The 24,455-nt window shown below is 74.6% G+C and carries 26 protein-coding genes and 1 pseudogene; 18 read left to right on the forward strand and 9 right to left on the reverse strand.

Going from position 1 to position 24,455, the window contains the following annotated elements; genetic code table 11:
* Positions 1–24: 24 nt before the first annotated feature.
* Complete coding sequence (locus tag ACF1AK_RS00405; protein ID WP_391496560.1) at positions 25–1,644, reverse strand: hypothetical protein; 1,620 nt, start codon at positions 1,642–1,644, stop codon at positions 25–27.
* 253 nt (positions 1,645–1,897) lie between these two features.
* On the opposite strand from ACF1AK_RS00405, the gene ACF1AK_RS00410 reads away from it, so the two are divergent.
* From ACF1AK_RS00410 to ACF1AK_RS00420, 3 genes are all read left to right on the forward strand, one after another.
* Complete coding sequence (locus tag ACF1AK_RS00410; protein WP_391496561.1) at positions 1,898–2,482, forward strand: hypothetical protein; 585 nt, start codon at positions 1,898–1,900, stop codon at positions 2,480–2,482.
* 135 nt (positions 2,483–2,617) lie between these two features.
* On the forward strand, positions 2,618–3,316 hold the full coding sequence (locus ACF1AK_RS00415; RefSeq protein WP_391496562.1) for a DUF3105 domain-containing protein: 699 nt from the start codon (positions 2,618–2,620) through the stop codon (positions 3,314–3,316).
* Entirely contained in the window at positions 3,313–4,038 is a 726-nt protein-coding gene (locus ACF1AK_RS00420) for a DUF305 domain-containing protein (protein WP_391496563.1), read from the forward strand. The genes ACF1AK_RS00415 and ACF1AK_RS00420 overlap by 4 nt, the downstream gene beginning before the upstream one ends.
* 71 nt (positions 4,039–4,109) lie before the next feature.
* On the opposite strand, the gene ACF1AK_RS00425 is transcribed toward ACF1AK_RS00420, so the two are convergent.
* Positions 4,110–5,600, reverse strand: a complete 1,491-nt coding sequence (locus ACF1AK_RS00425; protein WP_391496564.1) for an MFS transporter — start codon at positions 5,598–5,600, stop codon at positions 4,110–4,112.
* 142 nt (positions 5,601–5,742) lie between these two features.
* On the opposite strand from ACF1AK_RS00425, the gene ACF1AK_RS00430 reads away from it, so the two are divergent.
* Both ACF1AK_RS00430 and ACF1AK_RS00435 read left to right on the forward strand, forming a co-directional pair.
* The gene (locus tag ACF1AK_RS00430; protein WP_391496565.1) at positions 5,743–6,246 is read left to right on the forward strand and encodes a MarR family winged helix-turn-helix transcriptional regulator; all 504 of its coding nucleotides are present in this window, start codon (positions 5,743–5,745) and stop codon (positions 6,244–6,246) included.
* A 98-nt stretch (positions 6,247–6,344) separates the two neighbouring features.
* Positions 6,345–6,866, forward strand: a complete 522-nt coding sequence (locus tag ACF1AK_RS00435; protein ID WP_391496566.1) for a GNAT family N-acetyltransferase — start codon at positions 6,345–6,347, stop codon at positions 6,864–6,866.
* A 32-nt stretch (positions 6,867–6,898) separates the two neighbouring features.
* Here the strand turns inward: ACF1AK_RS00435 and ACF1AK_RS00440 are convergent, their stop codons facing one another.
* Both ACF1AK_RS00440 and ACF1AK_RS00445 read right to left on the reverse strand, forming a co-directional pair.
* Positions 6,899–7,411, reverse strand: coding sequence for a methylated-DNA--[protein]-cysteine S-methyltransferase (locus ACF1AK_RS00440; RefSeq protein ID WP_391496567.1), 513 nt, complete (start codon positions 7,409–7,411; stop codon positions 6,899–6,901).
* Positions 7,408–8,925 carry a DNA-3-methyladenine glycosylase 2 family protein gene (locus ACF1AK_RS00445; protein ID WP_391496568.1) on the reverse strand — a complete coding sequence of 506 codons (1,518 nt, stop codon included), beginning with the start codon at positions 8,923–8,925 and terminating at the stop codon, positions 7,408–7,410. Before ACF1AK_RS00445 ends, ACF1AK_RS00440 begins: the two co-directional genes overlap by 4 nt.
* Before the next feature lie 146 nt (positions 8,926–9,071).
* On the opposite strand from ACF1AK_RS00445, the gene ACF1AK_RS00450 reads away from it, so the two are divergent.
* The gene (locus tag ACF1AK_RS00450) at positions 9,072–9,527 is read left to right on the forward strand and encodes an ASCH domain-containing protein (protein ID WP_391496569.1); all 456 of its coding nucleotides are present in this window, start codon (positions 9,072–9,074) and stop codon (positions 9,525–9,527) included.
* 58 nt (positions 9,528–9,585) lie between these two features.
* On the opposite strand, the gene rsgA is transcribed toward ACF1AK_RS00450, so the two are convergent.
* Both rsgA and ACF1AK_RS00460 read right to left on the reverse strand, forming a co-directional pair.
* Positions 9,586–10,707, reverse strand: coding sequence for a ribosome small subunit-dependent GTPase A (gene rsgA, locus ACF1AK_RS00455; RefSeq protein WP_391496570.1), 1,122 nt, complete (start codon positions 10,705–10,707; stop codon positions 9,586–9,588).
* A gap of 315 nt (positions 10,708–11,022) precedes the next feature.
* Entirely contained in the window at positions 11,023–12,324 is a 1,302-nt protein-coding gene (locus ACF1AK_RS00460) for a YihY/virulence factor BrkB family protein (protein ID WP_391496571.1), read from the reverse strand.
* Positions 12,325–12,512: 188 nt separating this feature from the next.
* Here ACF1AK_RS00460 and ACF1AK_RS00465 point away from each other — a divergent pair, with 188 nt between their 5' ends.
* The 11 genes from ACF1AK_RS00465 (at position 12,513) to ACF1AK_RS00515 (ending at position 22,402) form a co-directional block, all read left to right on the forward strand.
* A complete protein-coding gene (locus ACF1AK_RS00465) occupies positions 12,513–12,596 on the forward strand; it encodes a putative leader peptide (RefSeq protein ID WP_310593185.1) in 84 nt (27 codons plus the stop codon).
* 199 nt (positions 12,597–12,795) lie between these two features.
* Positions 12,796–14,520, forward strand: coding sequence for a nitrite/sulfite reductase (locus tag ACF1AK_RS00470; protein ID WP_391496572.1), 1,725 nt, complete (start codon positions 12,796–12,798; stop codon positions 14,518–14,520).
* Positions 14,517–14,696, forward strand: coding sequence for a hypothetical protein (locus ACF1AK_RS00475; protein ID WP_350570673.1), 180 nt, complete (start codon positions 14,517–14,519; stop codon positions 14,694–14,696). The genes ACF1AK_RS00470 and ACF1AK_RS00475 overlap by 4 nt, the downstream gene beginning before the upstream one ends.
* A complete protein-coding gene (locus ACF1AK_RS00480) occupies positions 14,677–15,378 on the forward strand; it encodes a phosphoadenylyl-sulfate reductase (RefSeq protein WP_391496573.1) in 702 nt (233 codons plus the stop codon). Before ACF1AK_RS00475 ends, ACF1AK_RS00480 begins: the two co-directional genes overlap by 20 nt.
* Before the next feature lie 57 nt (positions 15,379–15,435).
* Positions 15,436–16,017, forward strand: coding sequence for an adenylyl-sulfate kinase (cysC, locus tag ACF1AK_RS00485; protein WP_391497321.1), 582 nt, complete (start codon positions 15,436–15,438; stop codon positions 16,015–16,017).
* Positions 16,014–16,952, forward strand: a complete 939-nt coding sequence (cysD, locus tag ACF1AK_RS00490; protein WP_391496574.1) for a sulfate adenylyltransferase subunit CysD — start codon at positions 16,014–16,016, stop codon at positions 16,950–16,952. The genes cysC and cysD overlap by 4 nt, the downstream gene beginning before the upstream one ends.
* The gene (locus tag ACF1AK_RS00495) at positions 16,952–18,277 is read left to right on the forward strand and encodes a sulfate adenylyltransferase subunit 1 (protein ID WP_391496575.1); all 1,326 of its coding nucleotides are present in this window, start codon (positions 16,952–16,954) and stop codon (positions 18,275–18,277) included. Before cysD ends, ACF1AK_RS00495 begins: the two co-directional genes overlap by 1 nt.
* 280 nt (positions 18,278–18,557) lie before the next feature.
* Entirely contained in the window at positions 18,558–19,733 is a 1,176-nt protein-coding gene (locus tag ACF1AK_RS00500) for an aliphatic sulfonate ABC transporter substrate-binding protein (RefSeq protein WP_391496576.1), read from the forward strand.
* A 165-nt stretch (positions 19,734–19,898) separates the two neighbouring features.
* Entirely contained in the window at positions 19,899–20,702 is an 804-nt protein-coding gene (locus ACF1AK_RS00505; protein WP_387672277.1) for an ABC transporter ATP-binding protein, read from the forward strand.
* Positions 20,689–21,600: an ABC transporter permease gene (locus ACF1AK_RS00510; protein WP_391496577.1), complete on the forward strand. Its 912-nt coding sequence runs from the start codon at positions 20,689–20,691 to the stop codon at positions 21,598–21,600. The genes ACF1AK_RS00505 and ACF1AK_RS00510 overlap by 14 nt, the downstream gene beginning before the upstream one ends.
* Positions 21,601–21,610: 10 nt before the next feature.
* Entirely contained in the window at positions 21,611–22,402 is a 792-nt protein-coding gene (locus ACF1AK_RS00515; protein ID WP_391496578.1) for a sirohydrochlorin chelatase, read from the forward strand.
* A gap of 39 nt (positions 22,403–22,441) precedes the next feature.
* On the opposite strand, the pseudogene ACF1AK_RS00520 reads toward ACF1AK_RS00515, so the two are convergent.
* The 3 genes and pseudogenes from ACF1AK_RS00520 to ACF1AK_RS00530 form a co-directional block, all read right to left on the reverse strand.
* A pseudogene (locus tag ACF1AK_RS00520) lies at positions 22,442–22,585 on the reverse strand (type II toxin-antitoxin system VapB family antitoxin); the annotation flags it as partial.
* A 24-nt stretch (positions 22,586–22,609) separates the two neighbouring features.
* Positions 22,610–22,933 (reverse strand): DMT family transporter, encoded by a 324-nt coding sequence (locus ACF1AK_RS00525; protein ID WP_391496579.1) that lies wholly within the window; start codon positions 22,931–22,933, stop codon positions 22,610–22,612.
* A 5-nt stretch (positions 22,934–22,938) separates the two neighbouring features.
* Positions 22,939–23,607, reverse strand: coding sequence for an FMN-dependent NADH-azoreductase (locus ACF1AK_RS00530; protein WP_391496580.1), 669 nt, complete (start codon positions 23,605–23,607; stop codon positions 22,939–22,941).
* A gap of 145 nt (positions 23,608–23,752) precedes the next feature.
* On the opposite strand from ACF1AK_RS00530, the gene ACF1AK_RS00535 reads away from it, so the two are divergent.
* Entirely contained in the window at positions 23,753–24,355 is a 603-nt protein-coding gene (locus ACF1AK_RS00535; RefSeq protein WP_391496581.1) for a TetR/AcrR family transcriptional regulator, read from the forward strand.
* The last annotated feature ends 100 nt before the right edge of the window (positions 24,356–24,455 follow it).

Genomic DNA, 24,455 nt, shown 5'->3' on the forward strand with positions numbered 1-24,455 from the left:
CCGCCAGGATAGGCAGCGGGCGGGCTACTCGGTCCAGACGGCGGCGGCGGTGCGGTCCTCGGTGTAGCCCTTGGCGCGGACCTGGACCTGGCGGAGGAAGTCCACGGTGCCCGGCGGGTGGGGGTGGGCCCAGTGCGAGGCCAGGAAGTGGGCGACGGCCGGTTCACCGGCGACCGGGCGGGACAGTCCCGGGGTGCAGAGCAGCAGGATGTCGCCCGGGGTCGCCGGGACCATCCGGAAGCGGAACGGGCGCGGGCCCGCCGTCGCCGGCTCCGGCACCGGCGGCTGGCCGTCGGGCTGGTGCAGCAGCCGGGCCGCGTACGCGTCGATCCAGTGGCCGGACCGCAGCAGGAACAGCCCGCCCGGCCCCACCCCGAACGCCGCCCGGTAGCCGGCCGCCGGGTCGAGCGACACCAGCAGGCAGTGCAACGAGGCCGGGGACGGCTCGGCGTCGCCGCCGTCCGGCGCGGGCTCCGGCGCCAGGGCGCGCAGCGGGGCGACGGCGCTCAGCGCGAGCCGCTGCAGGCCGTAGCGGAGCCGGTCGCGGGCGCCGTCGCGCAGGTCGGCGGCCAGGCCCTGGCGGCTTCGGCCGACCGCACCGGCGAGCTGGCGGCAGGCCTCGGCGGCCGCGGTGGCGACCTCCCCGGCGGCCGGTCCCGCGTGCTCGAAGCCGCCGAGCACCGCGAGCAGCAGGCCGTCGGTCCCCTCGCCGAACCGGGTCACCAGCAGCGAGTCCCGGCGGGGCTCGCCCCGGTGGCGGGCGGAGTCGCCGCGGACGGAGACCGCCCGCAGGGTGGTGGCGGCGTACTGGGCGCCCTCCAGCACGGTGTCGGCGACGACGCCGCCCAGGGAGCCGGGGTCGGCCTCGGGCAGGGCGGTCGGCTCGGGGCCGTAGGCGGGCGGGCGCTCGCCGACGTGCGGCACGGCGGGCGCGGCCGCGGGCCGTCCGGGCCGGGGGGCGGCGGGGCGCGGCGTGGGCGGCTCGACGGCGGCCGGTTCGGGCTCGACGGCGGCTTCGGGCTCGGCGGCCGGTTCGGGCTCCGGCTCGGCCGCGACGACCGGCTCCGGCTCCGGATCGGGCTGGGGCTCGGGCTCGGGCTGCGGCTCGGGACGGGGTTCCGGTTCCGGCTTCGCTTCGGGTTCCGGCTGCGGCTCCGGGGCCGCAGCCGCTGCGCCCCCGGCACCGGGCCTGGAGCGCGGTTCCGGCACCCGGGCGTCCGTCGCCCAGAAGGGGGCGGGGAAGCGGTGCGTCTCTCCGGCCACCGGAGCAGCGGCGGCCGGAGCAGCGGCGGCCGGAACAGCGGCAGCCGGGGGCTCGCCGGCCGGGGGCTGCGGCGCGATCACGCCGACGGCGGTGTCGAACCAGTCGTCGATGCTGTCCCGCTCCAGCACCTCCCCGCCGGCCTCCGGCGCTTCCGGCACCGCCTCCGGGACCGTCACCGCCGCCGCCTCCTCGGGCGGTGCCTTCCGCTGCTGCCCGATGAGTCCGGCCGCCGTCTCGAACCAGTCGTCGACGCTGCCCTCCCCCGACCGCGCGTCCGGAGTGTCGGGGAGGGTGCCGGCCGGGCCCGCGTAGACCGTGTCCCACCAGCCGTCGTCCGGCCGGTGCTGCTCCTGCTGCGCGGGTGCACCCTGCTTGGTCATCTGGCGGCTCCTGGTCGCTGGTTCGACGTCATTGTCCCCAAGCACCACCACGCTGTCCGGGTTTCGGCGACAACCGCGCGCACATCGGCCGATATCGATCACCGGGTTCGCTGCCCGTTTCGTTTCCGTTCCTCCCGCAGTCGACCGAACCGCCCCGACCAGGGTGTTTCCGGGGTATTACGGCGGCTCCGGGGCCGAAAATGAGGACCGAGGAGGGGGCTCGCTTCACTCGTTCGGCTGATTAAATGTGCGCATGACCGCGTCGGCCCCCAGCACCCCCCGGCCGGGGAGGACCGCACTCGCGGCCCGCCCGGTGGGCGCGCTGTGGGTCCTGCTGCTGGCCGGGCTGCTGCTGGCACTGCCGTGCACCGCGCACGCCAAGGCGGTCACGGCCGAGCGGACCGGCTTCCCGGTGACCGTCCCGGCCGACCCCCCGGCGGGCCCCCCGTCCGGTGTGTCCGCCGGTACCACCACGGCCGGCCTCGTCGCGGCCGGCGCCGCGTTCGTCGCCCCGGTCCACCCGCACGGCGACGGCACCGCCGCCACCGGTCCGGCCACCGCGCCGCAGACCCTCGGCGACCGGATCCGCGCGGAGAGCCACCGGCACTGGACCTGGTGCTCGGTCGACGGCGACCCGCCGCACCGCAACAACGGCTGCTCCAGCCACCCGTACTGCGCCCAGGACGCCCAGCTCCCCAACCCGCCGCCGCACCCGCAGCCCGCCGCGGCGCCGCCGGCCACGGCCCCCGAGGCGCTGCCCCGGGTCGTGCCCGCCGGACTGCTGGTCGGTCCGCACCCCGTGCCCGACCTGCACGAACTCCAAGTACACCGGTCCTGAGCGGAACCCGCCGCCGGACCCGGCCCTCCCCGGCGACCCGTGTGTCACCGGGCGGGCGGGACCGACGGAGCCGCCCCTTCCCGCCACTTCTTCCAGACCGCCGCGCCCGATGCGCGGTGGGGACAAGGACACCACATGGGTTCCGCCTCCAAGCAGACTCAGCCGAACAAGGCAGCGAACAAGGCGCCGGGCAACAAGCCGAGCGCCAAGCAGGCGAGCACCGACCGCCGTGCCCGGATCGCCGAGCTGCGCGCGGCCGAGCAGCGGCGCGACCGCCGCAACAAGATCATCGCCGGCTCGGTCGCCGGTGTGCTGGTGATCGCGGCGATAGCCACCGGCACCTGGATCGTGGTCGACGCCAACAAGGACAAGAAGGCCAAGGAGGCCGCCGCCGCGGCCCCGATCGACGGCGTGCAGACCTTCGGCGACCTGAGCCGCAACCACGTCAAGGAGAAGGTCAGCTACCCGCAGACCCCGCCGGTCGGCGGTGACCACAACGCGATCTGGCTGGACTGCATGGGCACCGTCTACGACCAGCCGGTCGAGAACGAGCGCGCCGTCCACTCGCTGGAGCACGGCGCGGTCTGGGTGACGTACAACGGCAAGGCCACCCCGGACGACATCAAGACCCTCTCGGAGAAGGTGAAGGCCACCCCGTACTCGCTGATGAGCCCGTACCCGGACGAGCAGGGCACCATCACCCTGAGCGCCTGGTCGACCCAGCTCACCGTGGACAGCGCGAGCGACCCCCGGGTGAACCAGTTCTTCACCAAGTACGTCCAGGGCAAGCAGACCCAGGAGCCGGGCGCCTCCTGCACGATGGGGTCGATGTGACCGCCGCCGAGGGCGGCACCGCCGGGGACCCGCTGGACGCCGCGGAGACGGACCGCGCGGCCGCGCGCCGGCGGATCTGGTGGCCGGCCGCGCTGGCCGCCGCGCTCGCCCTCGCGCTCGGCGTGCCGGCCCTGGTGGCGGGCGGGAGTCCCGCCTCCGGGTCCTCCTCGCTCAGCGTGCCGGCGGACAGCTCGCCCGAGGCCGGCTTCGCCCGCGACATGTCGACCCACCACCAGCAGGCGGTGGACCTGTCGTTCATCGTCCGCGACCGGACGTCGGACGAGCCGACCCGCACCCTGGCGTTCGACATCATCAACACCCAGGCCAACCAGCGCGGCATGATGATGGGCTGGCTCGACCAGTGGGGGCTCACCCAGCACTCCACGGCCAAGCCGATGGCCTGGATGGCGATGGGCGGCCACGGCCACGGCGCCGACTACCAGGCGCACGACGGCTCGCTGATGCCCGGCATGGCCACCACCACGCAGCTCGCCAAGCTCCGTTCGCTGAGCGGGCGGGACGCCGAGGTGTTCTACCTGCAGCTGATGCTGGAGCACCACAAGGGCGGCGTGGAGATGGCCCAGGGCTATGTCGACATGGCCCGCAACGAGGCGGAGAAGCGGCTCGCGCAGTCGATGGTGGTCGGCCAGAGCGCGGAGATCGACCTGATCACCGACATGCTCAAGGAGCGCGGCGCCGCCCCCGGCGTGCCCGCCTCCTGACGCCCCGGCGCACCCGACGGCCGGGGCGGTGGACGGTTCGCCCGTCCGCCGCCCCGGCCGTTTCCGCGTCCTCAGCGCCGGCGCACCGGCCGGGAGAGCGCCACCGCCAGGGCTGCGACGGCGGCCAGGACCAGCAGGACCGCACGGCCGCCCGGCACCGGTCCGGCCAGGTGGACGCCGAGCACCGGCAGCGCGGTGCCGAGCGCCGTACCGAGGCTGCGCGCCATGTTGACCATGCCGCCGCCGACCGCCGAGCACTCGGCCGGGATCGCCCGCATCACCAGGGCGTTGTTGGCGGGCAGCAGCAGGCCGAGCCCGCCGCCGGCCACCAGCAGGGGCAGCGCCGGGGCGGCGGCCCCCGCGGCGGGCAGCAGCGCGCAGCCCAGCAGCCCGGCCCCGGCCAGGGCCGCGCCGAGGCGGCAGCGGGCGACGTCCGACCAGCCGCGCGGCAGCAGCGCGCCGCCGGCCGTCGCGGCCACCGCGAACGCGGCCGGGAGCACGGTGATCACCAGACCGGCCCGCCCGGTCGGCAGGCCCGCCTCGGCGAGCAGCACCGGGCCGAGCACCAGCGGGCAGAACAGCAGCAGGTAGCCGATCAGCGAGACGGCGAGGCCCGGGCGCACCCCCGGGGTGTTGACCAGGCCGGGGGCGAGGACCGGCCGGGCCGCGCGGCGTTCCTGGCGGACCAGGCCGAGGCCGCACAGCACGGCGGCGAGCACCAGGGCGGCGACGGCCCAGCCGGGCAGCGGCAGGCCGGAGGCGGCGGAGAGCGCGAGCAGCAGCGCGGTGGTGGAGGCGGCGAGCAGCAGCAGTCCGGCCAGGTCGAAGCGTCCGCCGTCCGGGTCGGACCGGACGAGCCGGCGGCTCCGGGCGGCCCCGCGCGGCCGGGGCACCGGGCGGGGCAGCGCGCGCGGCACCGGGCCGGCGTCGGGGCGGCGGGTCCGGGGCAGCAGGAACCAGCCGGCCAGGATGCCCGCCAGGGCGACCGGCACGTTGATCCAGAACACCCAGCGCCAGGAGGCGTGCTCGACCAGCAGTCCGCCGAGGCTGGGGCCGAGCGCCAGGCCGAGGCCCTGGGCGGCGGCCTGGATGCCGAGCGCCCGGCACATCGCGCGTTCGGGCACGCCGCGGGCGACCAGCGCGACGCTGTTGGCCTGCATCATCGCGCCGCCGACGGCCTGGACGGCGCGGCAGGCGACCAGGGTGCCGAGGCCGCCGGCGAACCCGGCGCCGAGCGAGGCCAGGCCGAAGACGGCGAATCCGCCGATGTACACGGTCTTGCGGCCGACCAGGTCGGAGAGCCGTCCGACCGGCGCCAGCAGCGCCACCAGGACCAGCAGATAGGCGAGGGCGACCCACTCGACGGCGGCGAAGCCCGCGCCGAAGTGGCGCTGGAGCGCCGGGTAGACGAGGGCGGTGACGCTGGCGGTCAGCTGGCCGAGGAAGGCGCCGAGGCAGACGGTGCCGACGGCGAGCCAGTGGGCGTACCGCCAGTCGGCTATGCCGCGTGGCCGGGGCTGCTCGGTGAGCAGCCGGGTGGTGAGGGTCGACGCCGCGTTCATACGGCGAAATATATCGGATACAGATATGTTCTATCTACGATCTGATCTGCGTGCGAGCGGTCCAGGACGCGGCGGGACCGCTCGTCCCCGACCCGTTCGAGCGGGTCGGGCGGTGTCCGGACCAGGCGCTACGCTGTCGGCCATGCCGTCGTCACCCTCCGTTCCCGAACCCGCCGCCGATCCGCAGGCCGTGGCGCCGGCGGCGATCGAGCGCGCCCGGCGGCTCACCGACGCGGTGACCCGGCTCCGCCGCGCGCTGCGCAGCAGCATCCGCACCGACTACCCCTGGGAGTCCCTGCCGATGGCGCAGGTCGAACTCCTCCAGACGCTCGCCGCCGCCCCGCTGCGGGTCGGCGAGCTGGCCGCCCGGCAGCGGCTCGCCCCCAACACCGTCAGCGGCCTGGTCGGCAAACTGCTGGACGCCGGGTTCGTCGACCGCCAGACCGACCCCGGGGACCGCCGCACCGCACGCATCGCGCTCACCCCGGCGGGGCGGGGCCAGCTCGACGACTGGCAGCGGGCGCACGAGCGGCGCATCGCCACCGCGCTCGACACCCTCTCCCCCGCCGACCGCGACGCCGTGATGCACGCGCTGCCCGCCCTGGAGAACCTGGCCCGCGCGCTCGCCGAGCCCGCCGGCGGCTGACCGACGGCTGACCGGCGGCACCGACGGCACGGCGAGGCCCGCGCGGGCCCGGGGAAATCCGGTACCGCGCCCGGCGCCCGCCCCGCTAGCGTCCCGCCATGGACCCCGCGCTGCTCCGCCTGGAACCCTGGACCGACGCCGACCTCGCCCTGCTGCGCCTGGTCAACACCCCGGAGATGCGCCGGCACACCGGCGGCCCGGAGGACGAGGAGCGGATGCTGCTGCGCCACCGGCGCTACCTGGACTTCGTCCCCTCCGGCACCGGCTGCATGTACCGGATCGTCCTGGAACCGGAGGGGGTGGCGGTCGGCACCGTCGGCTACGCCGAGCGCGACCGGCGGGGCGGGACCGTCTACGAGATGGGCTGGAACGTCCTGCCGCCGTACCAGGGCCGGGGCATCGCCCCGGTCGCGGCGCGGGCCGCCGTCGAGGCCGCCGCCCGCACCGCCCGCCACCGGTACCTGCACGCCTTCCCCTCGGTCCGCAACCCGGCCTCCAACGCCGTCTGCCGCCGGGCCGGCTTCACCCTCCTCGGCGAGACGGACTTCGAGTTCCCGCCCGGGCGGTGGATGCGCAGCAACGACTGGCGGGTGGACCTGCGGGCGCTCCCGGCCGGCTGACCGGGAGCGCCCGCGTCGCTCCGCCCCGGGGCTCAGAACAACGAGGTGCCGCGCTCCAGGTCGAGCAGGAAGCGCTTGCGGTCGACACCGGCGGCGAAGCCGGTGAGCGTGCCGTTGGCGCCGAGGACGCGGTGGCAGGGGCGGATGATCAGCAGCGGGTTGGCGCCGACCGCCCCGCCCACCGCGCGCACCGCACGTGGGGACTCGCCCGCCAGGTCGGCGAGCTGTCCGTAGGTGACGGTCTCGCCGTAGGGGATCTTGTCGAGGGCGTCCCAGATCCGGCGGCGGAACTCGGTGCCGACCGGCGCGAGCGGCAGGTCGAAGCCGGTGCGCTCGCCCGCGAAGTACTCGGTGAGCTGGGTGACCGGCTGCGCGAGCGCCTCCGGGTCGTACACCCAGTCGTCGGCGGGTTCGGCGAGCGCGTACCGCTGGCCGGGGGCGGTCACGGCGGCCAGTCCGGCCGGGCCGCCGCCCTCCGGCACGGTGCCGCTGAGCAGCAGCCGGCCGAACGGGCTTTCCATGGAGGTGAAGACGGTGGTGCTCATGGTGCGGTGTTCTCCGTTCCGGTGCCGGGTTCTGCCAGGCTCGCCCAGAGGCGGTGCACGGCGTAGGAGCGCCAGGGGGCCCAGGCCCCGGCCGCGAGGGCGGCGGACTTCGGGTCCCCCGGGGCGCCGAGCCGGAGCAGTCCGTGCTTGACGCCGATGTCGCTCGGGAGGAAGACGTCGGGGTCGGCCAGGGAGCGCATCCGCAGGTAGCCGACGGTCCACGGGCCGATGCCGGGCAGGGCGAGCAGCTGGGCCGCCGCCTCCTCCCGGTCGACGCCGCCGTCGAGCCGGACGGTGCCCTCGGCGAGGGCCGCGCACAGGCCGGTGAGGGCGCGGCGCCGGGCGGCCGGCATCGCGAAGTCCTCCGGGGCGGCGGCCGCCAGGGCGGCGGCGGTCGGGAAGAGCAGCCGCAGCCCGCCGTTGGGCTCGGGCAGCGCCGCGCCGTACTTCTCGGCGAGCCGGCCGGCCAGGGTGCGGGCCGCGCCCACGGTGATCTGCTGGCCGAGGACGGCGCGCACGGCCAGTTCGTGCGGGTCGACGTGGCCCGGCGAGCGCAGTCCGGGGCGGGCCCGCACGAGCGGGCCGAGCAGCGGGTCGGCGCCGAGCTGCTCGTCGACCGCGACCGGGTCGGCGTCCAGGTCGAACAGGGTGCGCAGGCGCTGGACGGCGGTCGGCAGGTCGCGCAGGTCGGCGAGCAGCAGCCGGCAGTCGAGCCAGCCGCGGGTGGCCGGGTCGTCGGGGGCGAGGCCGTCCACCTCGGCGATGCCGTGGCCGTACGGGAGCGCCAGGGTGCGGCGGTAGGTGCGCACGCCGGGGCGCGCGCCCGGGACGACCTCCTCGACGCCGGGGACGGCGCGCAGGGCGAGGAAGTCGATGAGGTGGTCGCTGTCCACGGCGCCCCGGTAGGCGAGCCGCAGGGCGAGGCCGCCGGCCGGGGTCGAGGTGCGGCGCCCGGCCGTGACCTCGGCGCGCAGCCCGCTGGGGGTGCGGTCGTAGACCTCGCGGACGGTGTCGTTGAACTGCCGCACCGAGGTGAAGCCGGCGGCGAAGGCGATGTCGGTGACCGGCAGTTCGGTGGTCTGGAGCAGCAGTCGGGCGGTCTGGGCGCGGCGGGCGCGGGCGAGCGCGATCGGGCCGGCGCCGAGTTCGGCGGTGAGCTGGCGCTGGAGCTGGCGGGAGCTGTAGCCGAGCCGCTGGGCCAGGCCGGCCACGCCCTCGCGGTCCACGACGCCGTCGCCGATCAGCCGCATGGCCCGGCCGACCAGGTCGGCCCGGTGGTTCCACTCGGGCGAGCCGGGGACGGAGTCGGGGCGGCAGCGCCGGCAGGCCCGGAAGCCGGCGCTCTGCGCGGCGGCGGCGCTGGGGTAGAAGGTGCAGTTGACGCGCTTCGGGGTCACGGCCGGGCAGCTCGGCCGGCAGTAGATGCCCGTCGAGGTGACGGCCGTGAAGAAGACGCCGTCGAAACGGGCGTCCCTGCTGTCCACGGCGCGGTACCGGATGTCGTCGTCGATCACGTTGTCCAGTCTGCGGCACCCGGGGGCCCTGGACTGGCGGAAATCGGACGTGGCAGCCGGGGGGCGTCGGGCGGAAATTCACGCGCCCTCGCCCGCCCCGGCCGGATAGCCTGCGCACGGCCCGCCCCCGAACCCCAGGAGATCCCGTGTCCGAGCAGCCCTACACCGGCGCGGACGACCCCCGGGTCGCCGCGCTGCCGGTCGAGGAGTTCGCCTTCCCCGGACCGCTGCGGGACCGGCTGGTCGCCGCCGTGCTGTCCGGCGCCAAGACCAGCACCACCGGGCTGCTGACCGCGTACGAGCGGGAGGGCGCGCCCCTGCCCGCGGTCGGCGGCCGCGGGGCGGTGGCCGACTCGGACGGGCGGATCGTCGCGGTGATCGAGACCACGGAGGTCCGCGTCGTCCCGCTCGGCGAGGTCGACCTGCGGCACGCCCTCGACGAGGGCGAGGGGTACGCGTCGGTCGCCGAGTGGCGGGCCGGGCACGAGCGGTTCTGGCACGGCCCGGAGCTGCGCGCGGCGCTCGGGGACCCGGCGTTCACCGTCGACGACAGCACGCCCGTCGTCCTGGAGCGGCTGCGGCTGGTGGCCGACCTCCGCTGACCCGCGGGCCTGCGGGCGGGCCCGTGGAACCGGGGCCCGCCCGCCCGACGACCGGTCGTCACCGCTTCACCGGACCTCCCGCGGCGCGCATCGACTTGGTGATGGTCTTCCACTTCTTCAGCCGGGCCGAGGCCAGCCGGGCGTCCGAGCGGGAGGCGATCCAGTCGTTCTCCCGCTGGAGCTTGCGGTAGCTCTCCATCCGGCGTTCCGGCAGCGAACCGTCGGCGAGCGCCGCCCGGACGGCGCAGCCGGGCTCGCTGTCGTGCCGGCAGTCGTGGAAGCGGCACTGCTCGGCCAGCTCCTCGATGTCGGCGAAGGCGAGCGCCACGCCCTCGCCACCGTAGAGGCCGACCTCGCGCAGGCCGGGGGTGTCGATCAGCACCCCGCCGCCGGGCAGCGGGACGAGTTCACGGGTGGTCGTGGTGTGCCGGCCCTTCTGGTCACCGGAGCGGGCCTCCTGAACGGCCATCACCTCGGCCCCGGCGAGCACATTGGTCAGGGTGGACTTCCCGACGCCGGACTGCCCGAGCACGGCGGTGGTGCCGGGCGTGCAGGCGCGCAGCACGTCGATCCCCTCGCCGGTCTCGGCGCTGACCACCAGCACGGTCACCCCGGGCGCGGCGGCCTCGACGTCGGCCCGGATGAAGTCGGCGTCGTCGACGAGGTCGGCCTTGGTGAGCACCACCACCGGCTCGGCGCCGGACTCCCAGGCGAGGGCGAGGAAGCGCTCGATCCGCCCGAGGTCGGGCTCGGCGGCGAGCGAGGCGGCGACCACCACGGTGTCGACGTTGGCGGCCAGCACCTGGCCGTCGGAGCGCTTGCCGGCGACCTTGCGGATGATCGCGGTGGAGCGTGGCAGCAGCGCCGCGACCGCGGGCATCGGCAGCCCGGCCGAGAGGTCGACCGCCGCCCAGTCCCCGGTGCACGGGCAGTTGATCATGTCGGCGTCGCCGACCTGACGGGTGTCGGCCCGGACGGTGCGCAGCTCGCCGGTCCCGGGGTCGGCGAGCACGGCGTCGCACTGGCCGCGGTCGACCCGCACGATCCGGGCCGGGACCAGCCCGGCCTCGGCGAGCGGCGCGAACAGCTCGTCGAGCTCGGCCGTCCAGCCGTAGCCGGCCAGCGGGGAGGCGTCGATGGTGTTGTCGGAGGAAGCGGAAACGGAGGCAGCGTTGAACAACGCAGTGGGCCCTTCGGGAGGAAAGTGATCCCGCCGGGCTGCTGCGGCTGCGTGCGCGAGGGGCTACGTCAGCCGGCGGCCGGCAGGCAGAGGTGGATGCGGGCGCTGCCCAGGGCAGCCGTCATGACAGTCGTGGTCATGGGGCTCACCTCCTGCTTTCTCTCCTCGGGCGGCGCCGACGCCGCCCGAACCGGACGCTCACACGCTAGCGGCCCGGCCCCGTCCTGCCAACCGGTTTTCCACCTGCGCCTTCGCCCGCTCCCCGCCCGGGCCGGGGCGGCATCCGCCTCCCCGCGCCGCCGCTGCCGGCCCGGCTCAGCGCCGGTCCCACGGCGGGCGGGGCGGGCGGGTCGGCAGCGGGTACTCGGGCGGCGGGGCGGTCGGGCGGTCGCTGTCCGGCGGGGGCGGGGCGGGGCGGTGGTGCGGGCCGCCGCCGCGGGTGGTCAGCCGTCCGCGGACGTTGTCGGCGGCGAGCACGTCGGCCCACCGCTCGGGGTACTCGGAGGGCACGTCGCCGTCCTCGCCGTCGTCCTCCCAGTACTCCTCCTCGCCGCCCTCGGCGAGGCCCAGTTCGCGCGCCCGGCGGGCCCGTTCGACGGCGCGCCGGGCGGCCACCTCGCGGACCACCGCGGCGGCGGCCTCCTCGTGGGCGCGCTCGGCCTCGGCACGGGCGTCGGCGGTCTCCAGGGTGGGCCAGCGGCGGTCTATGGCCGCGTTCATGGCGGCGCCGATGAGCACCGCGAGCGCGACCACGAAGATCCACAGCAGCACCGCCACCGGCGCGGCCAGCGAGCCGTAGACCGAGTGGCCCTCGATCGAGCTGACCAGGTAGAGCCGCAGCGCCACGCTGCAGAAGACCAGCACCACCAGGGCGACCAGGGCGCCGGGGATGTCCTCGCGCCAGGGCGTGGAGACCGGCACCGCGAGGTGGTAGAGGGTGGTCAGCGAGACGATCAGCAGCAGGATCGCGAGCGGCCAGTAGGCGGCGTTGAGCAGTTCGGCGCTCTCCGGCACCGCGTTGGTCACCAGTTCGGGTCCGGTGGTCAGCAGCGGCAGCACCAGCGAGCCGATCACCAGCGCGCCGAGGTAGAGGCCGAGCGACATCAGCCGGGTCTTGACGATGCCCCGTCTGCCGTCCAGCCCGTACATCACGGTGATGGTGTCGATGAAGATGTAGAGCGCCCGGGATCCGGACCACAGGGACAGCAGGAAGCCGATCGAGACCAGGTCGGGCCGGGTCCGGTCGAAGACCTGCTTCAGCAGCGGCTGGACCACCTGCGTGATGGAGGAGTCCGAGAGGACGGTGCCGGCCGCCTTGACGATGTCGGCCTTCAGCTTGTCGATGGTGCCGGCGCCGAGGAAGTCGTCCAGGTAGCCCAGCGTGCCGGCCAGGCAGAGCAGCAGCGGCGGGATGGAGAGGAGGGTGAAGAACGCCGCCTCCGCGGCGAGTCCGGTGACCCGGTACTCGACGCAGGTGTTGGTGGTGTCCTTGACCAGGGCCCAGGCGGTGCTCCGCCAGGTGACCTGCTTGGCCGCCCGGCGGCGCCGGGCGCCCTTGCCCCGACGCCGGGAGGGCCGCTCGGGGTTCGGCCTGGTCGTCTCGCCTGCTGCTTGCACAGGGGTAACGGTATCGGGCCGGGACCGCCCGGCGGATCTCCCGGCTCGGGGTGCCGCCGGGACGGCTCGCGGGGGGCCCGGTCGGCGGGAGCGGCCGGAACGCCCCGGCATCTCGGCATCCGAAACCCGAGCATCCACCATGCGGACGTTAGTGGACCGCGAGTCGTGCGCCGTGCGAATCTCTTGCCATGCCGAGCGCCGGAACCACCCTAGTAGGTCGACTGCACGTCGATCTCCTTCGCGTGTCCAGCGCCATCTGTCCGGTGACCTGAGCCCGACCCCGCCGCCTCCCACCGCACCCGGCGCCATCTCCCCCGCCATCCCCGCTGAAGCGGATGCGCAGGCGCCCGCCCGGCCACCGCGACTGCTCTCCCGGAACCAAGAAAACCGCAGGTCACAGCAGTAACGCACCGCCGAGCACGCCCAGCGACCAACCCGGCGTCAGAGCCACCTGCCCCGAAGGACTTCACCATGGCCACCACCCCCGAGACCGCCGAGCCCCCGGCCGACCGCGCCCCCGCGCGCCGCCCCGCCGCCGCTCGCAAGGTGACCCGTCACCGCGGCGAGGGCCAGTGGGGCATGGGCCACTTCACCCCGCTGAACGCCAACGAGCAGTTCAAGAAGGACGACGACGGTCTCAATGTACGGACACGTATTGAGACGATCTACGCCCACCGGGGCTTCGACTCGATCGACCCGGCCGACCTGCGCGGCCGGATGCGCTGGTGGGGTCTGTACACCCAGCGCAAGGAGGGCATCGACGGCGGCAAGACCGCGATCCTGGAGCCGCACGAGCTCGACGCCGAGTACTTCATGCTCCGCGTCCGGATCGACGGCGGCCGGCTGACGGTCGCCCAGCTGCGCGCCGTCGCCGAGGTCTCCGAGCAGTACGGCCGCAACACCGCCGACCTGACCGACCGCCAGAACGTCCAGTACCACTGGATCCGGATCGAGGACGTCCCGGCGATCTGGCAGAAGCTGGAGGCCGTCGGCCTGTCCACCACCGAGGCCTGCGGCGACACCCCGCGCGTCATCCTCGGCTCCCCGGTGGCCGGCATCGCCGAGGACGAGATCATCGACGGCACCCCCGCCATCGAGGAGATCCAGCGCCGCTTCATCGGCAACCCGGACTTCTCCAACCTGCCGCGCAAGTTCAAGTCCGCCGTCTCCGGCTCCCCGCTGCTGGACGTCGCCCACGAGATCAACGACATCGCCTTCGTCGGCGTGGTCCACCCCGAGCACGGCCCCGGCTTCGACCTCTGGGTCGGCGGCGGCCTGTCCACCAACCCCCGGCTCGGCGTCCGGCTCGGCGCGTGGGTCCCGCTGGACGAGGTCGCCGACGTCTACGGCGGCGTCATCGGCATCTTCCGCGACTACGGCTACCGCCGGCTGCGCAACCGCGCCCGGCTGAAGTTCCTGGTCGCCGACTGGGGCACCGAGAAGTTCCGTCAGGTGCTGGAGGACGAGTACCTCAAGTACAAGCTCGTCGACGGCCCCGCCCCGCAGCAGCCCGCCGGCCGCTGGCGCGACCACGTCGGCGTGCACCGGCAGAAGGACGGCAACTACTACGTCGGCTTCGCGCCGCGGGTCGGCCGGGTCGACGGCCGGCTGCTCGGGCAGATCGCCGACCTCGCCGAGGCCCACGGCAGCGACCGGCTGCGCACCACCGCCGAGCAGAAGATGCTCGTCCTCGACATCCCCGGGGACCGGGTCGAGTCGCTGGTGGCCGGCCTGGAGGCGCTGGACCTGCGGGTCACCCCCTCGCCGTTCCGCCGCGGCACCATGGCCTGCACCGGCATCGAGTACTGCAAGCTCGCCATCGTCGAGACCAAGGAGCGCGGCCGCACGCTCATCGACGAGCTGGAGAAGCGCCTGCCCGACTTCGACGAGCCGCTGACCATCAACATCAACGGCTGCCCGAACGCCTGCGCCCGCATCCAGGTCGCGGACATCGGTCTCAAGGGCCAGCTGGTGACCGACGAGCAGGGCAACCAGGTCGAGGGCTACCAGGTGCACCTGGGCGGCGCGCTCGGCCTGGAGGCCGGCTTCGGCCGCAAGGTCCGCGGCCTCAAGGTCACCAGCGAGGGCCTGCCCGACTACGTCGAGCGGGTGCTGACCCGGTACCGGCAGGACCGCACCGAGGGCGAGCGCTTCGCCCAGTGGGCGGCCCGGGCCGGCGAGGAGCAGCTGTCGTGAGCGAGCGCGCGGCACCGTTCTTCTGCCCGTACTGCGGGGACGAGGACCTGCGCCCGTCGGAGGCCGGGCACGGCGCCTGGGAATGCCACGGGTGCCGCCGGGCCTTCCAGCTCAAGTTCCTCGGCCTGCTGTCACCGACCAACGGGGGTAACCGAAGTGACCGGCACGACGACTGACCACGAGGAGCTGGCCACCCGGGCCGGCCGGGAGCTGGAGGAGGCCACCGCGCAGGAGATCCTGCGCTGGGCGGCCGACACCTTCGGCACGCGCTTCTGCGTCACCTCCTCCATGGAGGACGCGGTCGTCGCCCACCTGGCCGCCTCGGTCCACCCCGGCGTGGACGTGGTCTTCCTGGACACCGGTTACCACTTCCCCGAGACCATCGGCACCCGGGACGCGGTGGCGGCGACCATGCCGGTCAACGTCATCACGCTCACCCCGGCGCTGACCGTCGCCGAGCAGGACGCCCGCTACGGGCCGCGGCTGCACGACCGCGACCCCGACCTGTGCTGCTCGCTGCGGAAGGTCGAGCCGCTCAACCGCGGCCTCGGCGGCTACGACGCCTGGGCCACCGGACTGCGCCGCGACGAGTCCCCGACCCGCGCCGGTACCCCGGTGGTCGCCTGGGACGCCCGGCGCCGCAAGGTGAAGATCGCGCCGATCGCCCGCTGGACGCAGGAGGACGTGGACGCCTACGTCAACGCCCACGGCGTGCTGCTCAACCCGCTGCTGTGGGAGGGCTACACCTCGGTCGGCTGCTCCCCGCTCTCCTGCACCCGCAAGCCGGGCGAGGGCGAGGACGCCCGGGCCGGGCGCTGGTCCGGCTCCGGCAAGACCGAGTGCGGCATCCACCTCTAGCCCACGACTCCCGTCAACCACCGTTCTAAGGACATCACCGTGACCACAGCCGACACCCTGGCCGCCGCCGGAGCCGCAGAGGCGGCCCGCGCGGCCGGCCCCTGCGAGCGCGGCGCCACCGTGTGGCTGACCGGGCTGCCGAGCGCGGGCAAGACCACGCTCGCCTTCGCCCTGGCCGGGCGGCTGCGCGCCGAGGGCCACAAGGTCGAGGTCCTGGACGGCGACGAGATCCGCGAGTTCCTCTCCAAGGGCCTGGGCTTCAGCCGCGAGGACCGGCACACCAACGTCACCCGGATCGGCTTCGTCGCCGAGAAGCTCGCCGCCAACGGCGTCAAGGTGCTCGCCCCGGTGATCGCGCCCTACGCCGACTCCCGCGCCGCCGTGCGCGAGCGGCACGCCGAGCACGGCACCGAGTTCCTGGAGATCCACGTCGCCACCCCGGTCGAGCTGTGCGCCGAGCGCGACGTCAAGGGGCTGTACGCGAAGCAGGCGGCCGGCGAGATCTCCGGCCTCACCGGCGTCGACGACCCCTACGAGGCGCCCGAGCACCCGGAGCTGCGGCTCCAGACCCAGGGCCGCGCGGTCACCGAGTCGGCCGCCGAGCTGCACGCCTTCCTGACCGAGAGGGGCCTGGCATGACCACCGCGACCGACAGCCTGCTCCCCACCGACGACACCCCCTTCGCGCTGTCCCACCTGGACGCGCTGGAGGCCGAGTCGGTGCACATCTTCCGCGAGGTCGCGGGGGAGTTCGAACGCCCGGTGATCCTGTTCTCCGGCGGCAAGGACTCCATCGTCATGCTGCACCTGGCGCTCAAGGCCTTCTGGCCGGCCGCCGTGCCGTTCTCGCTGCTGCACGTCGACACCGGCCACAACTTCCCCGAGGTCATCGCCTACCGGGACCGCGTGGCGGCCGAGCACAACCTGCGCCTGCACATCGCCTCCGTGCAGGACTTCATCGACCGCGGCGTGCTGCGCGAGCGCCCCGACGGCACCCGCAACCCGCTGCAGACCGTCCCGCTGCTCGACGCCATCGAGAAGGGCCGCTTCGACGCCGTCTTCGGCGGCGGTCGCCGCGACGAGGAGAAGGCCCGCGCCAAGGAGCGCGTCTTCTCGCTGCGCGACGAGTTCGGCGCCTGGGACCCGCGCCGCCAGCGCCCCGAGCTGTGGTCGCTCTACAACGGCCGGCACGCCGTCGGCGAGCACGTGCGGGTCTTCCCGCTGTCCAACTGGACCGAGCTGGACGTCTGGCAGTACATCGAGCGGGAGGGCATCGAGCTCCCGGAGATCTACTACGCCCACGAGCGCGACGTCTTCCCCCGCAACGGCATGTGGCTGACCGCCGGCGAGTGGGGCGGCCCCAAGGAGAACGAGCCGGTCGAGCGGCGGCTGATCCGCTACCGCACCGTCGGTGACATGTCCTGCACCGGTGCCGTCGACTCCGACGCCACCACCATCCAGGCCGTCATCGCCGAGATCGCCGCCAGCCGCCTCACCGAGCGCGGCGCCACCCGCGCCGACGACAAGCTCTCCGAGGCCGCGATGGAAGACCGCAAGCGCGAGGGATACTTCTAATGAGCACCACGCAGGACACCAACGCCACCTCGCTGCTGCGCTTCGCCACCGCCGGCTCCGTCGACGACGGCAAGTCCACCCTGGTCGGCCGGCTGCTGCACGACTCCAAGTCGGTGCTGGCCGACCAGCTGGAGGCCGTCGAGCGCGTCTCCCTGGGCCGCGGCCAGGAGACCCCCGACCTGGCGCTGCTCACCGACGGCCTGCGCGCCGAGCGCGAGCAGGGCATCACCATCGACGTCGCCTACCGCTACTTCGCCACCCCCCGGCGGCGGTTCATCCTCGCCGACACGCCCGGGCACGTGCAGTACACCCGGAACATGGTCACCGGCGCCTCCACCGCCGAACTGGCCGTCGTCCTGGTCGACGCCCGCAACGGCGTGGTCGAGCAGACCCGCCGGCACGCCGCCGTCGCCGCCCTGCTGCGGGTCCCGCACGTGGTGCTGGCCGTCAACAAGATGGACCTCGTCGACTACGCCGAGCCCGTCTTCGCCGCCATCGCCGCCGAGTTCACCGCCTACGCGGCCTCGCTCGGGGTGAAGGACGTCGTCGCGGTGCCGATCTCCGCGCTCGCCGGGGACAACGTCGTCGAGCCGTCCGCGCACATGGACTGGTACGGCGGCCCGACCCTGCTGGAGCACCTGGAGACGGTGCCGGTCGGCAGCGACCCGAGCGTCGAGCCGGCCCGCTTCCCGGTCCAGTACGTGATCCGCCCGCAGACCGAGGAGCACCCCGACTACCGCGGCTACGCGGGCCAGCTGGCCTCGGGCGTGCTGCGCGTCGGCGACGCCGTCACCGTGCTGCCCTCCGGCCACACCACCACCGTCGCCGGCATCGACGCGCTCGGCCGGTCCACCGCGATCGCCTGGGCCCCCCAGTCGGTCACCGTGCGGCTCGCCGACGACCTCGACATCTCCCGCGGCGACCTCATCGCGGCCGGCGTCACGCCCGTCCCCACCAAGGACATCGAGGCCACCGTCAGCCACCTCAACGAGCGGCCGCTGCGGGCCGGCGACAAGGTGCTGCTCAAGCACACCACCCGCACGGTCCGGGCGCTGGTCAAGGAGATCACCTACCGGATCGACATCGACACGCTGGAGCAGCGCTCCGGCGCCGAAGGCCTGAACGTCAACGACATCGGCCACGTGGTGCTGCGCACCGCCGAGCCGCTGGCGCTCGACGACTACGGCGACAACCGCCGGACCGGCTCGTTCCTGCTGATCGACCCGGCCGACGGCACCACCCTCACCGCCGGCATGGCGGGCGAGGCCTTCGAGACCGTACGGACCACCGACGCCAACGACCCCGACGAGGAGGACTGGGTCTGATGCCCAGCGAGGCGTTCTCGGGCATGGACAAGGAAGGCGGCCGCATCGGCAGCGGCGTCCTCGGCAGCGGCCAGGGCGGCCTGACGCGATGTGTGGGCCGACAGGGCTGAGAACCGCCCTGTCACCGGGCCGGCCGGCCGCTGTCCCTTCCCACAGCAGGCACAGCAGCCGCCCCCCGGCCCGGCTTGCCCGGCACCCCGCGATGCCGCAAGCACGACCTTGACCGAACGTCCGCCCGGGACCGCCTTCCTGACGGTCCGTCCGCGAACAGGACTCACCCATGGCACCGAACCAGGCACTTTCGCATACCTCCGTGCGCCCCGCCGCCGGCCGGATCAGACGCTCCGCCACGGCCGCCGTGGCCGGCCTCACCGCCGTCGCCCTGCTCTCCGCCTGCGGCTACGGCTCCAAGAACGACGACAAGAAGACCGGCAGCGCGGCCCCCGCCGGCGGTTCCGCCGCCGCCTCGGCCGGCGCGTCCGGCGCCAAGCTCTCCGCCGACACGGTGAAGATCGGCTACTTCGCCAACCTGACCCACGGCACCCCGCTGGTCGGCCTCCAGGAAGGCATATTCCAGAAGGAGCTGGGCGCGACCCAGATCAAGAGCCAGGTCTTCAACGCCGGCCCGGCCGAGATCGAGGCGCTCAACGCCGGCTCCATCGACATCGGCTGGATCGGCCCCTCCCCGGCGATCAACGGCTTCACCAAGTCCGAGGGCAAGTCGCTGAAGATCGTCGGCGGTTCGGCCTCCGGCGGCGTCAAGCTGGTGGCCAACCCGGAGAAGGTCGGCTCGCTGGACGACCTCAAGGGCAAGAAGATCGCCACCCCGCAGCTGGGCAACACCCAGGACGTGGCGCTGCTCAACTACCTGGCCGGCAAGGGCTACAAGGTCGACGCCCAGTCCGGCGCCGGCGACGTCAGCGTGGTGCGCACCGACAACAAGGTCACCCCGGACGCCTACAAGCAGGGCTCGATCGACGCCGCCTGGGTGCCCGAGCCGACCGCCTCCAAGCTGGTCTCCCTCGGGGCGAAGGTCCTCCTCAACGAGAAGGACATCTGGCCGGACAAGAAGTTCGTGATCACCAACATCATCGTCTCGCAGAAGTTCCTGGCCGAGCACCCCGACGTGGTCGAGGCCGTGCTGCGCGGCTCGGTGAACACCAACGCCTTCATCAAGGCCAACCCGGACAAGGCCAAGGCCACCGCCAACGAGGCGATCAAGAAGGAGGCCGGCAACGCCCTGGAGCCGGCCATCCTCGACCCGGCCTGGGCCGACATCGACTTCCTGGACGACCCGCTGGCCTCCACGCTGCAGACCGAGGCCGACAACGCCGTCACCGCCGGCCTGCTCAAGAAGCCGAACCTGAACGGCATCTACGACCTCACCCTGCTCAACAAGGTGCTGAAGGAGAAGGGGCAGAGCCCCGTCGCGGACGCCGGACTCGGCGCCAAGTAGCGCCCGCAGGACCGCACCACCGCGCCCGGAACCCCGCGGTCCGGCCCCCGCTCCGCCCGGAACGATGCCCGCTCGATGCCCCGAGCCCGGGCGGGGCGGGGGCCCGGACCCCGGCCCTCTCCCTGACACCAGATGCCAGACCACACCACGCAGGAGGTGCCCGGAATGACCCCGGCACTGACCACCTCGGACGACGCCCCCGGCGTCGGCACTCGCGACGGCTCCCCCGCCGTCCGGATCTCGCACGTGCACAAGTCCTTCGGCCGCCCCGGCGCGCAGACGCACGTCCTGGACGACATCACCCTCGATGTCGCCCCGGGCGAGTTCGTCACGCTCCTCGGCGCCTCGGGCTGCGGCAAGTCCACCCTGCTCAACCTGGTCGCCGGCCTCGACAAGCCCACCGCGGGCAGCATCGAGGTGCCCGGAGGACGCCCCGCGCTGATGTTCCAGGAACACGCGCTCTTCCCCTGGCTCACCGCCGGCAAGAACATCGAACTCGCCCTGAAGCTCGCCGGCGTCCCCCGCCCCGAGCGCCGCCCCGAGGCCGAGCGGCTGCTCGAACTCGTCCGGCTCCAGGGCTCCTACGACAAGCGGGTGCACGAGCTGTCCGGCGGCATGCGCCAGCGCGTCGCGATGGCCCGCGCGCTCGCCCAGGGCAGCCAGGTGCTGCTGATGGACGAGCCGTTCGCCGCCCTCGACGCCATCACCCGTGACGTCCTGCATGACGAGATCACCCGGATCTGGGCCGAGCGGCAGCTGTCGGTCCTGTTCGTCACCCACAACGTGCGGGAGGCCGTCCGGCTCGCCCAGCGCGTGGTGCTGCTCTCCTCCCGCCCCGGCCGGGTCAACCGCGAGTGGCGCATCGACCTCCCCCAGCCGCGCCGGATCGAGTCCTCCGGCGTGGCCGACCTGTCCATCGAGATCACCGAAGAACTGCGTGGGGAGATCCGCCGTCATGGCCAGCACTGACACCACCACCAAGACCGGGCCGGTCCACGCGGGCACCGTCGCCGACTCCGTGGGCGTCGGGTCGGGGCTGGACGCGCTGGACGCGGTCGTCACCCAGCGCAACTCCACCGCCGAGACGCTGCGGCAGAAGGTGCTGCCGCCGCTGCTCGGCGTCGTCCTGGTGCTCGCCCTCTGGCAGGGCGCCTACAGCCTCCACGTCACCACCGCGTACAAGCTCCCCAGCCCGCTGGACGTCTGGAACGCCGCCGAGGACCTCTGGTACGAGGGCAAGCTGTTCTCGATCGTCTGGACCAGCGTCTGGCGCGGCCTGTCCGGCTTCCTGGTCGCGCTCGTCATCGGCACCCCGATCGGCCTGCTCGTCGCCCGGGTCAAGCCGGTACGGGCCGCGCTCGGCCCGGTGCTCTCCGGCCTCCAGTCGCTGCCCTCGGTCGCCTGGGTGCCGGCCGCCGTGATCTGGCTCGGCATCAACGACTCGATGATGTACGCGGTCATCCTGCTCGGCGCCGTCCCGTCCATCGCCAACGGCCTGGTCGCGGGCATCGACCAGGTCCCGCCGCTGTTCCTGCGGGCCGGGCGCACCATCGGCGCCACCGGCCTGACCGGTGCCCGGCACATCCTGCTGCCCGCCGCCCTGCCCGGCTACCTGGCCGGGCTCAAGCAGGGCTGGGCCTTCTCCTGGCGCTCGCTGATGGCCGCCGAACTCGTCGCCTCCTCCCCCGACCTCGGCCTCGGCCTCGGCCGGTTCCTGGAGAACCAGCGCGAGTTCTCCGACATGGCGGGCGTGCTGCTCGGCATCATCCTCATCCTGTTCGTCGGCATCGCCATCGAACTGCTGGTCTTCACCCCGGTCGAGCGCCGGGTCCTGCGCAACCGCGGCCTGCTGGCCGGCGGCAAGTGAGGCTCTCCGCATGACCGGTCACCGGCTGTCCGCCGCCCCCGCCACCCCGGTGGCGGCGGGCAGCCCCGCCCTGCTGCTGATCGCCCACGGCAGCCGCGACCCCCGGCACGCCGCCGCCGTCGCCGCGCTGGTCGGCCAGGTGCGGGCGCTGCGGCCCGGCCTGGAGGTCGCCACCGCCTACCTCGACCACTGCGCCCCGCGCATCCCGCAGGTGCTGGACCGGCTCGGCCCGGCCGCGGTGGCCGTCCCGCTCCTGCTCAACCGGGCGTTCCACGCCAAGCACGACATCCCCGCCGCCCTGCGCGCGGCCGGCTCCGACCTGCCCGTCGCCGACGTCCTGGGCCCCTCCCCGCTGCTGCTGTCCGCGCTGGACCACCGGCTCACCGAGGCCGCGCCCGCGCTCGCCTCCCCCGCCGCGCGCGCCCGCACCGGCGTCGTGCTCGCCGCCGCCGGCTCCTCCGACCCGGCCGCCGACGCCGCCACCCGGGCGGTCGCCGCCGCGTGGCGCCGCACCCGCGGCTGGGCCGCCGTCGAGGTCGCCTACGCCTCCGCCGCCGGCCCCCGCGTGCCCGACGCCGTCGCCGTCCTGCGCCGCACCCCCGCCGTCCGCCGGGTCGCCGTCTCCCCCTACCTGCTCGCTCCCGGCCTGCTCCCCGACCGCATCGCCGACGCCGCCACCGCGGCCGCCGCCGACCACCTGGCCGCCCCCCTCGCCCCGGCCCCGGACCTCGCCCGCCTCCTCCTCACCCGCTACGACGAGGCCCGCACCCGGACGCAACGGCCCCCGGCCCTGACCGCCTGAGCCCGTCACGCCCCGGACCTCGCCGAGCAGAGCGAGGTTGACGGCCTCCTTCTCGGTCCGCACTCCGGCCGGCGCCATGGCGCGTGCCAGCGCCTCTTCGTCGATGGCGATCTGCGGGACGGACGTTCCGCACCTCCGACGCCCGATGTTGGTGATGGACAAGCCACCGTCCTGCACCACCATCAGAGCGGGGCCGGCCCGACGGGGTCAGTGGGCGGAGGTGCCCAGGTGGACGGTGATGAGACCGGCGGTGATCAGGGCGAGGCCGGTGAGGGCGGTGGGGGACGGCACCTCGTGGCGGACGGCGAGGGAGGTCAGGACCGTGCCGATGGTGCCGATGCCGGTGAAGACGGCGTAGGAGGTGCCGACCGGGAGGTCCTGGAGGGCGCGGGAGAGGAGGTAGACCGCGCCCAGCATGAGCACGAAGCAGACGGCGGTCTGCGGGAGGCGGGTGAAGCCCTCGGTCGGCTTGATGGACTGGGCCCAGGCCACCTCCACCGCCCCGGCCAGCAGCAGCCAGATCCACGGCACGGCGCTCAGCCCTCCCTCGGGATGCGGTGGCCGACCAGCTCGGCGCCCAGTGCGCCGGCCCGGTCGAGGGCGTCGGCGACGGACTCCCGGTGCTGGTCGAGGCGGCCGGCCAGGGCCGGGTCCACCAGGGAGTTGACGAGCTCGGCGGCGATCAGCTCGGTGCCCTCGACCGCGTAGTGGCCGCGGACGAAGTCGCTCAGGTAGCGGCCGTTGTGGTCGTAGGGCTCGCGCGGGGTGCCCGGCCCGTAGGCGCCGCCGTGTGCGGTCACGACCACGAACTTCCGCGGCGCGAGCACCATCTTCGGGAAGGTGACCTGGTCGATCCAGGCCTTGAGCGCGGACGGGACCCCGAAGTTGTACATCGGCGCGCCGATCAGCACGACGTCCGCCGCGACGAGTTCGTCGAGCAGCGGCCGGACGACCGCCCACGCCTCGCGCTCCTGCTCGGTGCGGACCGCCTCGGAGTAGCGGTCGATGTCGGTGATGCCCTCGCGCAGCAGGGTGTCGCAGATCCGGGTCCAGCCCTCGCGGATCGGCGGGACCGGGTCGGCGGCGAGGTCGCGGTGGGTGACCTCGCCACCGCCGCCGCGCCAGGCGTCGGCGAAGGCCGCGCCGAGGCGGCGGGAGAAGGAGCCGGCGCGTGCGCTGCTGTCGAGGTGCAAGAGGTGGGACACGGTGAACCCCCGGGGGCGGTCTGGGCGGGACGGAACGGCCGGGCAAGCGGACAGTGCGTCCGCTTTCCGGCCCTCCCCACGCTAGAGGGAAATGGACGGCGTGTCCACTTCCCTTCGGGCCCCGTTCCCTCTACCGTTGCTGCCCATGACGACCGAGCTCCCGATGGCCGACGGCCGGCCGCCCCGCGAACGGGCCGACGCCGCCCGCAACCGGGCCAAGGTGCTCGCCGCCGCCGAACGGCTCTTCGCCGCGGGCGACCCGGCCGCCGTCACCATGGACGACATCGCCCGGGCCGCCGGCATCGGCCGCGGCACCCTCTACCGCCGCTACCCCGACCGCGCCTCGATCGCCCGCGCCCTGCTCGACGAGCACGAGCGCGCCCTCCAGGAGCGGATGCTGCGCGGCGCCCCGCCCCTCGGCCCGGGCGGCCCGGCCGGAACGGTCGCCCCGGCCGACCGGCTGGCCGCCTTCTACGCGGCGATGGTGGAGCTGCTGGAGACCCACGTCCATCTGGTGCTCGGCGCCGAGACCGGCGCGGCCCGCTACCGCACCGGCGCCTACGCCTTCTGGCGGCTGCACGTCGCCCACCTGGCGCGCGAGGCCGGCCGGCCGGACCCCGAGGTCCTGGCCGACCAGCTGCTCGCCCCGCTCGCCCCCGAGCTCTTCCGCCACCAGCGCGACGCCGGCGTCACCCCCGCCCGGATCGCGGCCGGCCTCGCCGCCCTCGCCCACGGCGCCCTGGGCTAGGTCCTCTCTTCCGGATCACGCCAGGCGGTCGCCGCCGGAGCACGCACTCCCCCGGCCTCCGGCCGGGAGGCGCCCCCACCGCATGGGCTCCCTCCTCCGC

Origin of the sequence: Kitasatospora sp. NPDC015120 (assembly GCF_043080305.1) — a bacterium.
Classification (GTDB): domain Bacteria; phylum Actinomycetota; class Actinomycetes; order Streptomycetales; family Streptomycetaceae; genus Kitasatospora.